General features: G+C 34.9%; 13 protein-coding genes. 2 read left to right on the top strand and 11 right to left on the bottom strand.

The features are described from left to right. Positions 1–31 precede the first annotated feature (31 nt). Complete coding sequence (locus HHL20_RS01525) at positions 32–1,258, bottom strand: HD domain-containing protein (RefSeq protein ID WP_169229442.1); 1,227 nt, start codon at positions 1,256–1,258, stop codon at positions 32–34. A gap of 217 nt (positions 1,259–1,475) precedes the next feature. On the opposite strand from HHL20_RS01525, the gene porX reads away from it, so the two are divergent. Both porX and HHL20_RS01515 read left to right on the top strand, forming a co-directional pair. After that, a complete protein-coding gene (gene porX, locus HHL20_RS01520; RefSeq protein ID WP_169229441.1) occupies positions 1,476–3,020 on the top strand; it encodes a T9SS response regulator signal transducer PorX in 1,545 nt (514 codons plus the stop codon). 195 nt (positions 3,021–3,215) lie between these two features. Next, positions 3,216–3,980 carry an exodeoxyribonuclease III gene (locus tag HHL20_RS01515; RefSeq protein ID WP_169229440.1) on the top strand — a complete coding sequence of 255 codons (765 nt, stop codon included), beginning with the start codon at positions 3,216–3,218 and terminating at the stop codon, positions 3,978–3,980. A gap of 58 nt (positions 3,981–4,038) precedes the next feature. Here the strand turns inward: HHL20_RS01515 and HHL20_RS01510 are convergent, their stop codons facing one another. From HHL20_RS01510 to HHL20_RS01465, 10 genes are all read right to left on the bottom strand, one after another. Next, on the bottom strand, positions 4,039–4,410 hold the full coding sequence (locus HHL20_RS01510; RefSeq protein ID WP_169229439.1) for a septal ring lytic transglycosylase RlpA family protein: 372 nt from the start codon (positions 4,408–4,410) through the stop codon (positions 4,039–4,041). 387 nt (positions 4,411–4,797) lie between these two features. Further along, complete coding sequence (rimO, locus tag HHL20_RS01505) at positions 4,798–6,099, bottom strand: 30S ribosomal protein S12 methylthiotransferase RimO (RefSeq protein WP_169229438.1); 1,302 nt, start codon at positions 6,097–6,099, stop codon at positions 4,798–4,800. Between the two features lie 101 nt (positions 6,100–6,200). Then, positions 6,201–6,740 (bottom strand): dTDP-4-dehydrorhamnose 3,5-epimerase, encoded by a 540-nt coding sequence (rfbC, locus tag HHL20_RS01500; RefSeq protein ID WP_169229437.1) that lies wholly within the window; start codon positions 6,738–6,740, stop codon positions 6,201–6,203. A 1-nt stretch (position 6,741) separates the two neighbouring features. Next, the gene (locus tag HHL20_RS01495) at positions 6,742–7,719 is read right to left on the bottom strand and encodes an MraY family glycosyltransferase (protein ID WP_169229436.1); all 978 of its coding nucleotides are present in this window, start codon (positions 7,717–7,719) and stop codon (positions 6,742–6,744) included. After that, entirely contained in the window at positions 7,716–8,612 is an 897-nt protein-coding gene (locus HHL20_RS01490) for an NAD-dependent epimerase/dehydratase family protein (protein WP_169229435.1), read from the bottom strand. The genes HHL20_RS01495 and HHL20_RS01490 overlap by 4 nt, the downstream gene beginning before the upstream one ends. After that, positions 8,609–9,814, bottom strand: coding sequence for a glycosyltransferase family 4 protein (locus HHL20_RS01485; protein ID WP_169229434.1), 1,206 nt, complete (start codon positions 9,812–9,814; stop codon positions 8,609–8,611). Before HHL20_RS01485 ends, HHL20_RS01490 begins: the two co-directional genes overlap by 4 nt. After that, the gene (gene wecB / locus HHL20_RS01480; protein ID WP_169229433.1) at positions 9,814–10,950 is read right to left on the bottom strand and encodes a non-hydrolyzing UDP-N-acetylglucosamine 2-epimerase; all 1,137 of its coding nucleotides are present in this window, start codon (positions 10,948–10,950) and stop codon (positions 9,814–9,816) included. The genes HHL20_RS01485 and wecB overlap by 1 nt, the downstream gene beginning before the upstream one ends. Then, entirely contained in the window at positions 10,907–12,157 is a 1,251-nt protein-coding gene (locus HHL20_RS01475; protein WP_169229432.1) for an O-antigen ligase family protein, read from the bottom strand. The genes wecB and HHL20_RS01475 overlap by 44 nt, the downstream gene beginning before the upstream one ends. 5 nt (positions 12,158–12,162) lie before the next feature. Next, entirely contained in the window at positions 12,163–13,281 is a 1,119-nt protein-coding gene (locus HHL20_RS01470) for a polysaccharide biosynthesis C-terminal domain-containing protein (protein ID WP_169229431.1), read from the bottom strand. Further along, positions 13,281–13,706 carry a WxcM-like domain-containing protein gene (locus tag HHL20_RS01465; RefSeq protein ID WP_169229430.1) on the bottom strand — a complete coding sequence of 142 codons (426 nt, stop codon included), beginning with the start codon at positions 13,704–13,706 and terminating at the stop codon, positions 13,281–13,283. The genes HHL20_RS01470 and HHL20_RS01465 overlap by 1 nt, the downstream gene beginning before the upstream one ends.

The raw sequence follows: 13,706 nt of genomic DNA, 5'->3' as shown, positions 1-13,706 counted from the left end.
TTGGTTTTCGGAAAGTAAATTTTATTAATATTTAAGAATTGCCCCCCGAAATATCCCTTGGAAACATGAGAATATACCGTGTTGTCATATTGGTCATAAGGCCTGACAAAAGCTGGTCTTCCGATTCTTCAAGCCTAATTTTTTTACCGCTTTTCTGCAGAAGGTAAATGGGCTGTTTTTCGGTATCATACGGGAGAAGTTTTCTTTTGATCTCGTGTACCAGTTCGTCACCATTATCAATTCCGAAAAAATCATTTGTATTTCTTATTTTTTCTTCAATAAATTCCGGATCAAAAGGATGAGAAGAGATAATTGTTTTAGGAAGGTTTCTCTGAATGACACACCGGCACCAGTACGATAATATTTTATCTTCCGCACTTTGCCAGGATTTCATTGCCTGGATGACATCATTATCATCCAGCTGGGTAAACCTCATAACATCTTCATCGGTAGCTGCACTTTTTTCGCGGTAGAGGAAATATTTCAGATTATCACCTGCCGGAAGATCTACACCCTGCGAAACTAAATATTTGGCCCGGTCAAGAATTTTTACCAGCAAAAACTCAGCAAGTGCAGAGGTTTTATGATAATAAACCTGCCAATACATAAACATTCTGGCGGTCAAAAAATTTTCTATGGAATATACACCTTTGGCGTCGATTACAAGCTCACCCTCTTCACAGACATTCATCATGGAGATAATACGCTGGGTATTAATACTTCCTTCGGAAACTCCAGTGAAAAAGCTATCTCGATTCAGATAATCCAGACGGTCAACATCCAGCTGTGAAGAGATTAGCTGATTGAAAAACTTCCGGTGGTATCTTCCCTGAAACATTTCAATGGCACAAGACAGTTCCCCTTTGAACTCTTCATTCAGTCGATTCATCAGTAGCAGCGAAAGGGTTTCATGATGCCAATCGTCCATCAGCATGCTTTCCAGTGCATGGGAAAACGGGCCGTGGCCAATATCATGCATCAAAATTGCCAGCATTGCGCCTTTTTCCTCGTTTTCCGATATTTTAACCCCTTTTTGTTTTAATGTCTCAAGAGCCGTAAACATTAGATGCATCGCACCAAGCGCATGATGGAACCTCGTGTGGGTAGCTCCCGGGAAGATCAGATTCAGAAGGCCGGTCTGCCCGATTCTTCTTAATCTCTGGAAATAGGGATGCTCAATAATATCAAATAGGATTTCGTGTGGAATTCTGATAAAACCGTGAACCGGATCGTTAATGATTTTAAGTTTATTCTGCATTGAAAACGTCTGAATTTGTAACAAATTTAGGGATTTTAAAATTGAACGGAAATTAAAATAGTATCAAAAAATAAGTCCCGAAAATTCAAAGAATTATTATCCTGAAATATTGCAGTTTTCATTAACTTATATTTAACTTTACACGTGTTCATTTTGGCAGATTTTAATGATAGTTGGTCGGCAATTTGATACAATAACCATGTAAAAAAGTAAATTTATGTCGGAAAAGATATTATGGATAGATGATGAAATTGATCTCCTTAAACCTCACATTGTATTCCTTGAAAAAAAGGGTTATCAGGTAACTCCCGTAAATAATGTAAATGAGGCGCTGGAGTTAATGGACTCAGAAAAATTCGCATTAACACTTATTGATGAAAATATGCCCGGAATTTCCGGTCTTGAAGCGATACCTATGATTAAAGATAAAGACAATTCTTTAAAAATAGTTATGGTGACCAAAAGTGAAGAAGAGCATATTATGGAAGAAGCCATCGGATCACAGATTGCAGATTACATTCTGAAACCTGTAAATCCTAACCAGATTCTTCTTTCTTTAAAGAAAAACCTTCAGCAGGACAATCTTGTAGAGCAGAAAACTATTCTTCAGTACCAGCAGGAATTCAGGAACCTCTCTATGGAGCTTTCTTATTTAAGAACCTATCAGGATTGGGCGGAATATTATAAGAAAATCCTGAACTGGGAGATTAAATTTGACAAAGTAACGGATAATGAGTTTGCTGATCTTCTTCAATCTCAAAAGGAAGAGGCAAATATTCAGTTTGCCAAGTTTATCGAAAACAACTATGAAGACTGGCTCCATGATTCTGATAAGCCCATGATGAGCCACACCCTTTTTAAAGAAAAAGTAAAACCGGAAGTAGAAAAGGAAAAAGTTTTGCTGCTGATGGTCGATAATCTCCGCTATGATCAATGGAAGGTGATTGAACCGTTATTTACCAAATATTACAATAAGGTTTCTGAAGATTATTATTACAGTATTCTTCCGACGGCTACGCAATATGCAAGAAATTCTTTTTTTGCTGGGCTTATGCCTTCTGAAATTGAAAAGCGCTTTCCTGATAAATGGTTTAATGATAATGAGGAAGGAAATAAAAATGAGTATGAGCGTGATTTCCTTGAAGATCAGATGAAAAGAATCGGTCTTAGCTCCAAATCCATGAAGTATCTTAAAGTATTGAACGCAGATTTTGAGCGTAAGATTTATGATGATTTCAACCAGCACAAGAATAATGATCTTTTGGTGATTGTCTACAATTTTATTGATATTCTTTCGCATGCGAAGACGGATAATCATATCGTGGATCAGCTTATCCGTGACGATAAGACTTTCAGATCACTGACATTAAACTGGTTTGAGAATTCGTCATTAATGAAGATCATTAAAGTTGCTGCTGAAAACGGATTTAAACTGGTTATTACAACCGATCATGGAACGGTCTATGTAAAAAAACCGAGTAAAGTAGTGGGCGACAGAGAAACGTCAACCAACATCCGTTATAAGACAGGGAAAAGCCTTACGTACGACGACAGCGATGTATGGGCAATTACCAATCCGGAAAAACTGTTTTTACCCAAGGGGAATTTAAGTTCGAAGTACATTTTTGCCAAGAATAATATTTTCCTTGCCTATCCTAAAAACTATAATCATTTTGTGAACTATTATAAAGAGACCTATCAGCATGGCGGAATTTCACTTGAAGAGTGTATCATTCCGATCAGTGTTCTGGAGCCGAAATAGCAGATATCCTTTGGCATTTTGCTTTTTGACGATGTCTTTTAATTTTGCAATTTGGGTTGCAAAGATTAATTAAAATCTTTGAATCTTAATTATACTCATGTTTCGGGCGGAAAAAATCAAAGATTTTTTCCGCCCGAAACTATTTTAAGACACTATAAGCGGGCTGCATTTCGTATTTTTGAAAAAATTAAAGTTTTGAGATTAATTACCTACAACGTCAACGGAATACGGGCTGCTTTTACCAAAGATTTTTTGGGCTGGCTCAAATCTGCAGATCCGGATATCATCTGCATCCAGGAAAGCAAGGCGGGAAACGATCAGATTGATATCGAAAGCCTTGAAAAGCTTGGTTATTACAGTTACTGGCATTCGGCCGTAAAAAAAGGCTACAGTGGCGTCGGGCTAGCTTCTAAAATAAAGCCCAATCATGTTGAATATGGCTGCGGTATCGAAAGCTATGATAATGAAGGAAGAGTCATCCGTGCGGATTACGATGGTTTTTCTGCTATTTCGGTATATGTTCCGTCTGCTTCCAATATTGAAAGACTGGACTTTAAAATGCAGTTCTGCCATGATTTTTTAGAATATATCAAAAATCTAAAGAAGGAAATTCCTAATCTTATCATTTCAGGAGATTTTAATATCTGCCATGAAGCCATTGACATTCATAATCCTGTAGGATTAAAGAACGTTTCGGGTTTTTTGCCTATGGAAAGAGAATGGATGACTAATTTCATTAATGAATGTGAGCTGATCGACAGTTTCAGGTTTTTTAATAATGAACCGGATCACTACACCTGGTGGAGTTACAGGCAAAATTCCAGAGAACGGAATAAAGGCTGGAGGCTGGATTATAATTTCGCTTCTTATACCTTAAAAGATAAGCTAACAAGAGCGGTTATTTTAAAGGAAGCAGTACATTCGGATCATTGCCCTGCCCTTGTGGAGATTAGCTTATAACTTTTGAGCATAAAAAAAGCCAACTGCGAAGGTTGGCTTTTTAATTTAAATCATAAAATTAATCGACAATTTCATATTCCACCGGAATGGTACCGCGGCCGGTATCTCCGATTTCATCGAACGCAGCTTTAGACATATCTAATGCTCTTGATGAATGGTAAGGTCCTCTATCATTAATCTTCACAATTACCTCTTTACCATTGTTTAGGTTCGTTACCTTAATATTTGTTCCGAAAGGAAGCGTTCTGTTGGCTGCAGTAAACTTTGCGTTATCGAAAATTTCTCCGCTGGCCGTTTTTCTACCGTTAAATTTATCGTGGTAGTACGATGCATAACTTGTTTTTTTCGCATCTATGGCATTCATTTTGAACGAATAAACACCAAGGGTTGAAATCATCATTATGATTACGAGAATTAATCTTTTCATCACTTTGAACTTTTATTTGTTTGACGGGGCAAATGTATCAGGAATCTTCTAAAGTGCCTACTCGAAAAGTTAACAAACGTTAATAAACTCTTAAATTAATGTTAATAATTTATTTAACTATCTGATTATCATTACTATAAATGCTATTGTTAAAAAACGTTAAAATTAAAGCTCAAAAGTTAACTTTTTTAACTATTCTATATTTTGAGTGTTTTATCTTCAATTATAAAATACTAAAAATCAGTTACTTATATATTGAGTGTTTTGATAAACGTTTTAATTAATCTTCTAAAATAGGTTCAAAAAAAATAATCAACATTAAGTTCAGGCCCTGTAAGCAGGAGATTGTAACCAAATGTTAATTATTTTAAGTCTTTTGAAAATGATATTTTATATCAATTCACCATAAAGGTCAAATTCTTCAGCTGATGTTATTTTAACTTCTGCAAAATCTCCGATAGAAATATAAGTATTTTCTGCAGACACCAAGACTGTATTGTCAACATCTGGAGAATCATATTCTGTTCTGCCTACGAAATAATTCCCTTCTTTACGGTCGAAAATACAACGGTATACCTTCCCTATCTTCTCCTGGTTCTTTTCCCATGAAATCTGCGACTGAATTTCCATGATCTCTTCTACTCGGGCTTCTTTAACTTCCTGCGGAATATTATCTTCCAGCACATAAGCACCGGTATTTTCTTCATGAGAGTAGGTAAAACATCCGAGCCTGTCGAATTTTTGTTCTCTTACCCAATCTTTCAATTCCTGAAAAATTTCTTCCGTTTCTCCCGGATAGCCAACGATAAGAGTTGTACGGATGGCCATATCCGGAACTTTTTCCCTGAATTTTCCCAGAAGCGCATCCGTTTTTTCATGGGTGGTTCCTCTTTTCATAGATTTCAACAGCTCCGAATTGATATGCTGAAGAGGAATGTCAATATAGTTACAAACTTTCGGTTCTTCTCTGATGATATCCAAAACATCCTCCGGAAAGCCGCTTGGAAAAGCATAGTGAAGACGAATCCATTCAATTCCTTCTACTTTTACCAATTCTTTTAGTAAATCGCCCAATGCACGTCTTTTATAAATATCCAATCCATAGTACGTAAGGTCCTGCGCAATAAGAATCAGTTCTTTCGTCCCTTTTTTAGCAAGCTTTTGAGCTTCTAGAACAAGTTTTTCGATCGGTGTGGAAACGTGGCCACCTCTCATGAGAGGAATTGCACAGAACGAGCAGGGCCTGTCGCAGCCTTCAGAAATTTTAAGGTATGCGTAATGTTTCGGAGTTGTTGTCAAACGTTCTCCGACCAGCTCATGTTTGTAATCTGCTCCAAGATGCTTAAGCAAAATAGGAAGATCTCTGGTCCCAAAATATTGATCTACATCAGGAATTTCTCTTATCAAATCCGGTTTGTAGCGCTCCGAAAGACATCCCGTAACAAATACTTTTTCTACCTCTCCCCTGTTTTTTGCCTCCACATAATCCAGAATGGTATTGATAGATTCTTCTTTAGCGTTGTCTATAAATCCGCAGGTATTGATTACTACAATATCTCCTTTGTCTTCGTGAACCACCTCTTTACCATTGGCTTTGAGCTGGCTCATCAAAACTTCAGAGTCATAAACATTCTTGGAACACCCAAGCGTTACTACATTGATTTTCTTCTTCCCTACCGATTTTGTACGCATCTTTTTGATTTTGAGTTGGCAAAGATACAAAATATTGAAGAGTCCTGAATAAAAAATAAAAACCACCTGTTGCGGTGGTCCTGATATTGCTGTTTTTAATTTTATTCTTTATTAAAGCCTGGTAATATTTGATCCTTTTCAGATAAAACTGCATCCTGCTCTGGAATTCCCCAGTCGATATTCAAATAGGAATCGCTGTACAGTACTCCAGCTTCAGATTCTTTGTCGTAAAAGTTATCACATTTATAAGCGAAAACGGCTGTTTCACTTAACACCGAAAATCCATGTCCGAAACCTCTCGGTACATACAGCTGTGTTTTATTTTCTGCCGTAAGCTCGATTCCAAACCATTTTCCGAATGTGGGAGAATCTTTTCTCAGATCTACCGCCACATCCCACACTCTGCCTTCAAGACAGGAAACCAGTTTCGCCTGCGCATGCTCTCCTTTTTGTAAATGAATTCCACGGATGACACCGTAAGAAGATTTGGATATATTGTCCTGTACAAAATGACCATTCAATCCGGTAAGCTCCTCAAATCTTTTCTCATTGTACTTTTCAAAAAAATAACCTCTATCATCTTCAAAAATTGTAGGTTCAATGATGTAACAGTCCTTTAGAGGCGTTTCTTTTATTTTCATATTATTTAATTACTGATGATTGTACTTTCTTCTTTAATCTTAATTTAAGGAAGAGATAAACGCTGCCAAGCGGAATAAATATAATCGGAATAATTGCGTAAACAGGCAGTTCTGAGTGTATTAAAAAAAGATTTATTACCAGCTGGGTTAAAGCATAAACCGCGCTTATGACCAGATGAGACATTCTTTTCTCATTGGCAAGAAGCTGATACAGATGCCTTCTGTGAGCTTCAAATATATTTTCTTTCATCATGAGTCTTTCTATGATCGTGAGTACAACCTCCATTCCGTATACTGAAAAAAGAAGTATGTATCTATAATCCTGCGTTTTCATGATTAGTAAAGTAATCAATGCGATCAGCCAGAAACCGATTCCCATACTTCCCACATCTCCGGCAAAACACTTTGCTTTTTTTCTAAAATTGAAAAACAGGAATACTAAAGATGCCAAAAGTGCATACATGATAAAATTTTCCTGTGTAAATGTGATAATATCACGGTTTATGTAGAATAAAGTTAATAAGGTCACCAGGGTATAAGCTCCTGTCATCCCATTAATGCCATCCATAAAATTGTATGCATTGAGGGTACCGATAATCATGATGAAAAAAGCAGGCCACACCCAGACCGGCATTGCACTGAATGTTCCTGTGAAATTAAGTAAAAGTGCTACCGACAGGAAGTGAACAGTGATTCGTATTTTTCCGGACAAGGTCCTGACATCGTCAATAAAACTTACGAGACATATGGCCAATAACCCAAGTCCGAAAGACCAATACGTCTCCATTACCTCCTTATAATTGAATATGGAGAAAATAATAAAGGCAATAGGGAAAATTATTCCCCCTCCTCTGAGGGTGATCTGCGAATGGGCACTGCGATGATTCGGCTTATCGATAATATTATATTTGTCTGCAACTGCAAAATATGCCTGAATCAAAATGAACAAGGTTATGAAAATTAAGAGATATTCTATCATTTGTGTTGAAAGCTTTTTATAGTTTTTATTAATCCTTCTCTAGTGGAAACGGGAAGTTGCCTGATATTCAAAGCTAATTTTATCTTATTATTTGATACTTTATAATTTTCTGTAAGCTTTTTTAATCTTTCTGAGTTTAAAGGAAGTTTTACTTTATCACCTACTTTTGAAAATATATTTATAATATCCGGATATACATTCAATTGCTTTGTTTTTTTGCCTAATACTTCATCAATAATTTTAATCAGCTCATTGGTTGATAAAAAATCATCGTCTGCAAAATTATAGATTCCAGATTCAATTTTTTTGTTTTTAAGTATTTGTAATATTAAAAAATTAAGATTATCAATATTTAAAAAAGATCTTTTATTATCAAAGGCTCCTAATGGCCATGGAATTCCCATTTTGACAATTTTGTATAAAAGATTAAGGTTACCTTTATTTCCGGGGCCATGAATCATGCAAGGGCGAATAATAAAAAGTCTTTTTGTGTCAGGAATCTTTTTAGTAAGTAAATACTCTTCTGCAAACCTTTTAGATTTCCCATAAGGAGTCTTGGGTTCTGCAAAGCGATTTTCATCCAATATATCCTCAACACAATCGGCTACAGCCTTAACACTGCTAAAATAAATAAAATCTTTGATATCCGAATTTAAAAACTCATCAAAAACTTTTTTTGTAAGATCTGTATTAATTTTGAAATAATCTTCTTCTGCAGAGCTGTTTTCGACATCATGTGCTTTACCGGCCAGATGGATTACAGCATCTGCATCGTTGTCAAGAGTCCAGTCTGAACGCAATGATATTGCCTTAATATCGCAGTTTTCATTCTTTAGGTATTGTGAAAGATTCTGCCCTACAAACCCTGAAGCTCCTGTAATAATTGTTTTCATTTTTGGGAAATTATTTTTTCAAGATTTGAAATGCACTGTTCCATTTTATAATTCAACTTATAAAATTGTTTTCCATTTCTTCCTAAAATTGCTAAATCTTCTTTTTTCATTTGTGATATTGTTTTAATTTTAGCTGCTAATTCTTCACTATTCCCTGCTGGAACGGAAAATCCGCATTCGGCTTCAGCTATATTTTCTGCTCCTTCTCCATTCAGCATAGCCAAAATGGGTTTTCCGGAACTCATGTACGCCTGTACTTTAGCGGGAACTGTAATATTGAATATAGGATCATCTTTAAGACTCACTAATAATATATCAGCCTTATTAAAAAAAGATGCCATAGCTTCTACAGGATAACGTCCTAAGGTATATACTGTTTGCCCAAGATTATTTTCCTTAATAAATTCCTGTACAAAAGGCATTTTTCTGCCATCTCCCAATAATATAAACTTAATGTCTTTGTTTTCTTTAAGCATTAAAGCTGACTTCATAATATTATCCATATCCTGAGCTTCGCCTATATTTCCGGCAAACATAATCCTGAATCCTTCCGGAAGTTCAGGAATAGGAAATTCTGTATTTCCTGAAGATATGGTGTCTTCTGCCCAGTTGGGAAAATAATGAATTTTATTTTCAAAATTACCTTTTTGTAAAATAGATTTTTTAAAACCTTTAGAGGTAATCAATATTTTTTCTGATTCTTTATAAAAATTTCGCACCATTTTGGTGAAGAAATTGAGTATGAATTTATTTTTAATACCGCCGGCAATTTCAAGGCTTTCCGGCCATAAATCCATTACCCAGAAATAAATTGGTGTCTTTTGAAGTTTTTTTACAACCAGCGCGGGATAAAACTGGGTAATTGGTGAAGGTTCATGAACTATTACTGCGTCATATTTTTTTGAGGATAGCTTTAATGCTTTTAGTGAGGCAAAAAAAGCCCAGCTAAAATAGTTGATAAATAGCCTAACACCGCCGCCATTTCCTCTAGGCAATAAAAGTGCTCTTATAATTTTAACATCATTAATAATCTGTCTTCTTTTTTTGAAATATCCGTATCCTGAAAATATTTTACCTTCAGGATAATTGGGGATTCCGGTGAGCACGGTAACATCATGGCCTCTTTTTTTCAACTCAAAGGCCAAGTCATTACTTTTAAAGTTTTCCGGGTAAAAATACTGCGTTACAATAAGAATTCTCATTAGCTTTTACTCCAGACAACCCTGTTAATATAATCGGTATAACTTAGTATAATTCTTACCATCTTTTCGGAAACGTTCGGCATTGAATAATCTGCTACCGTTCTGTAATTTCTTTCCCTGCCTGTTTTTTGCTGCTGAAGCTGGGTCAGGCCCTGCAAGATTCTGTCCGGAGAAAGCCCTACCATCATTACGGATGCTTCTTCCATAGCTTCAGGACGTTCATGAGCTTCGCGTATATTCAATGCGCGGAAGTTAAGAATTGAAGATTCTTCAGAAATTGTTCCTGAATCTGATAAAACCGCATAGCTTTTCATTTGCAACGCATTATAGTCATGAAAACCTAAAGGTTTTAAAAATTGAATTTCCGGTCTCACCTCAAAGTTCATTTTATCAATCATATTTCTTGTTCTGGGATGGGTAGAAACAATAATTGGTAAACGAAACTTTTCAGCGATTGCATTCAGACTTTCTATTAATCCGTCAAAATTTTTTTCAGAATTAATATTTTCTTCTCTGTGAGATGATACTACGAAATATTTTCCTTCTTCAAGATTAAGACGTTTAAGGACATCGGATTTTTCAATTTGCGGAAGATAATGATGTAAGACTTCAAACATCGGCGAACCAGTTTTGATAATCCTGTCAGCAGGAAGTCCTTCGCGCAAGAGATATTCTCTGGCAATATCTGAATAGGTTAAGTTAATATCTGCCGTATGGTCTACAATTTTTCTGTTGGTTTCTTCAGGAACCCTCTGGTCGAAACATCTGTTTCCCGCTTCCATATGGAAAATAGGAATCTGCCGTTTTTTTGCAGGGATTGCACAAAGACACGAGTTGGTATCTCCTAACACCAAAAAAGCATCCGGTTTAAGATCTTCCAAAAGAGGATCTATTTTGATAAGGATATTTCCTACGGTTTCTGTTGCCGTTTTACCTGCTGCTTCCAGAAAATAATCTGGTTTACGAAGTCCCAGATCTTCAAAAAAGATCTGATTCAGTTCATAATCATAGTTTTGTCCGGTATGAACAATAATATGCTCAACAGCTTCAGATGCATCTAAAGCTGATAATACTCTTGATAATCTGATGATTTCAGGCCGTGTTCCCACGACGGTTATTACTTTTAGTTTCTTCATTTGTAAAATTTATATATCCTAAACCGATTACGGCTGCTCCAAAATACCAAAATTCAAATGATGAATATAGGCTTCCCGAGGTTTGAGCTAAAATAAAATACTGCAGGAAAAAAAAAATCAATATCCCACTTTCCTTATATTTATAAATATTCTTTAATATTTTAAAAAAGCTTTCTGCTACAAATTTAAAATAAATTATAAACAGAGCCATACCCAATAATCCTGTCGACATAAGAATTTCTACAAATAGATTATGCGGGTACATACCATCTTTAAATAAAGCATTACCTCCTAAAAAAGGATGTTTTATAAATACATCTATTCCTTGATTCAAATAGAAAGATCTTCCTGATGCATTATTTTCAAAAATTGCGTCATTTAATCTTTTAAAAAAAATTAAGTCTTCACCAATTTTGCTTTTGTATATGAAATATAAAACCACTAAAGATAATAATAATAGACAAAAAAAACATATCCAATATTTTTTTTTGTTAATAAGTATTAGAAAAAGGGAAAGAATTATTAACAAAGCTAAAATGGGACTTCTTGCAGCAGAAACATATATAGGAAAAACTCCTATTAATATACCGAGTATATATTGATATCCTTTTCGTCTTAAAAATAAATACATATACAATGATAAGACGACCAAACTAAGACCATAATGACCTACAAAAATATAATATGATCTGAATATCCCACCTCTCCCATTACTATTATAATCTTCAAAAATAAAATTTGTATGCACAAAATTAATTCCTAGAAGAATTAATAGAAACCAAAATATTGTTTGAGAAAACTTATTAAAGTCAATTGTCTGGTAGTTTAAAGTTAAAATTGCTATTACCGGAACAGGTATTACAATAAGACCATAATAATAGACAGAATTTTTTAGATTAGAAAAAGCATTAGAATCTAATGCAATGCTTGGTAAAGTTATATACAATTTAAAAAAGTGAAACAAAAAAAATAATATAAATGCTAAAGCAATATTTTTTCTATTTTTAAGAATTAAAAAATTTTTTATTATAAAATATAGTGATAAAATAAACAAAATTCCTCTAACAAGTACATTAATATAAGGAGGAAATATTTTAGAATCATAAGGATCTATATAAATAAGCATATAGCCAAATAAAGCAAACGCCAAGAAATACATTTCCTGATGTCTAGTTATCAAATATTTTAGACGGATTGCTTGTTCCATTTAAACTATACTTTTAAAAAATAAGTATCTGCATCTTCAGGGTTAAAAGGTTCATTGATCCAGAAAATTGTATATAATTCCTCTTCTCCTATATTTTTAATGTTGTGCGTATACCAGATCGGCATATCTACGTAAGCAGGCTCTGTTCCATCAAGATAAAAATCCAGAACCTCATCTGTGTCTATTTTTCTCAGCTGTATTAAAGCTTTTCCTTTTATAACGGCAAATCTTTCTATTTTTCTTGTATGAAAATGATTTCCTCTTGTGATTCCGGGAACTGTTGTTGAAAATGAACACTGTCCTCCTATTCCAAGCCTTATTACCTCTACAAAAGCTCCTCTAGGATCTGTATGCTGCGTAAATTTTACAGGATAATGATTTTTAATATCAAAATAGCAGCGGAACGTATTGAAAAGGTTTAGATCAAATGTACTTTCCAAAACAGGGATTTCCCCGTTTTCAAAATACAGTTGTTTATAATTTTCTAATTTCTTCAGTACCTCCGAAACCTTATATACAGAAGTGTGCGGAACTTCGTAGAAATTCAGATCTTTTTCTGCTTCAATTTGGCTAATGATCTCTTTTACAAGTTCTCCTACATAGATTAATTTTACTTCTCCGTCGTTATCAATAACGGGGCTTTCTCGGTTTGTAAGCTTATAACAAAAAGTTGCAATAAAAGAATTGTAATTTGGCTTCCCGAATGGTCCGAATACATTTGGAATCACCATACCTGTAAATTTCCCACCTGATTTTTCTGCCCAGTCAGCCAAAAGTTCACGGCCTTCTTTTTTAGATTTTCCGTAAAGATTGTCTTTCTCTTCCTGAGAAGAGGAGGAGAATAGAATATGTGCTTTTGAATTTGTTTTTTCTAAGGATGCAATCAGTTTTTTTACCAGGTCAATATTGTTATTGTAAATAACTTGTGGATCAGAATTCCTGTTCATGGCTGCAAGATGTACGATCACATCGCATTGTCCGACAAATTCATCCAGTTTTTCTTCATTATTGAAAAAATCTCTTTGGAAAGGAATTCTTTCATATTTATCCGAGGATAAGCCCAGTGTATTGTATAGATATGAGCCTACAAAGCCATTCTGGCCGGTAATTCCAATTTTCTTCATTATTTTAAATTTTCGAAGTGGTTTATGGGAAAACGATAATCATCAGTAATTTCGCCGAGGGCATAATCTGCCATTACCAGCAATCTTGAATTTTCATGATGAGACTGAATCGCACTTGCATATCCCGGAGGAACATGCAGAATGTCTAAATTTTCTGAATTCAATTCAAACTTTAAAACCGGCAGATTTTCAGACGGTTTTTCCCAGTGGTCAATTTTAATCAGGTTTATGGTAAAACTTCCCTGTACCGCAGAAAACCATCTTTGTTCGATTTTATGACCGGTCCAGCCTCTTATAAACTGAGTATCTCTATTTTCTATATAGTAGATTCTTTTAATTTGTGATGCATTGAAATCGTTATTAAAAAAAAGACTTCCTCTGTCATCTGCAAAACTTTTTCCTTTAATAATCATTGGTCTTTCCAT

The organism is Chryseobacterium cheonjiense (assembly GCF_012927265.1).
GTDB lineage: Bacteria > Bacteroidota > Bacteroidia > Flavobacteriales > Weeksellaceae > Chryseobacterium > Chryseobacterium cheonjiense.
This window is presented reverse-complemented; position numbering and strand designations above follow the sequence as displayed.

Coding starts and splice junctions, on each gene's coding strand:
- rfbC (WP_169229437.1), bottom strand. CDS start 6,740: ATGAAAATAAAAGAAACGCCTCTAAAGGACTGTTACATCATTGAACCT.
- wecB (WP_169229433.1), bottom strand. CDS start 10,950: ATGAAGAAACTAAAAGTAATAACCGTCGTGGGAACACGGCCTGAAATC.
- HHL20_RS01495 (WP_169229436.1), bottom strand. CDS start 7,719: ATGATAGAATATCTCTTAATTTTCATAACCTTGTTCATTTTGATTCAG.
- HHL20_RS01465 (WP_169229430.1), bottom strand. CDS start 13,706: ATGGAAAGACCAATGATTATTAAAGGAAAAAGTTTTGCAGATGACAGA.
- HHL20_RS01485 (WP_169229434.1), bottom strand. CDS start 9,814: ATGAGAATTCTTATTGTAACGCAGTATTTTTACCCGGAAAACTTTAAA.
- HHL20_RS01525 (WP_169229442.1), bottom strand. CDS start 1,258: ATGCAGAATAAACTTAAAATCATTAACGATCCGGTTCACGGTTTTATC.
- HHL20_RS01490 (WP_169229435.1), bottom strand. CDS start 8,612: ATGAAAACAATTATTACAGGAGCTTCAGGGTTTGTAGGGCAGAATCTT.
- HHL20_RS01470 (WP_169229431.1), bottom strand. CDS start 13,281: ATGAAGAAAATTGGAATTACCGGCCAGAATGGCTTTGTAGGCTCATAT.
- porX (WP_169229441.1), top strand. CDS start 1,476: ATGTCGGAAAAGATATTATGGATAGATGATGAAATTGATCTCCTTAAA.
- HHL20_RS01475 (WP_169229432.1), bottom strand. CDS start 12,157: ATGGAACAAGCAATCCGTCTAAAATATTTGATAACTAGACATCAGGAA.
- rimO (WP_169229438.1), bottom strand. CDS start 6,099: ATGCGTACAAAATCGGTAGGGAAGAAGAAAATCAATGTAGTAACGCTT.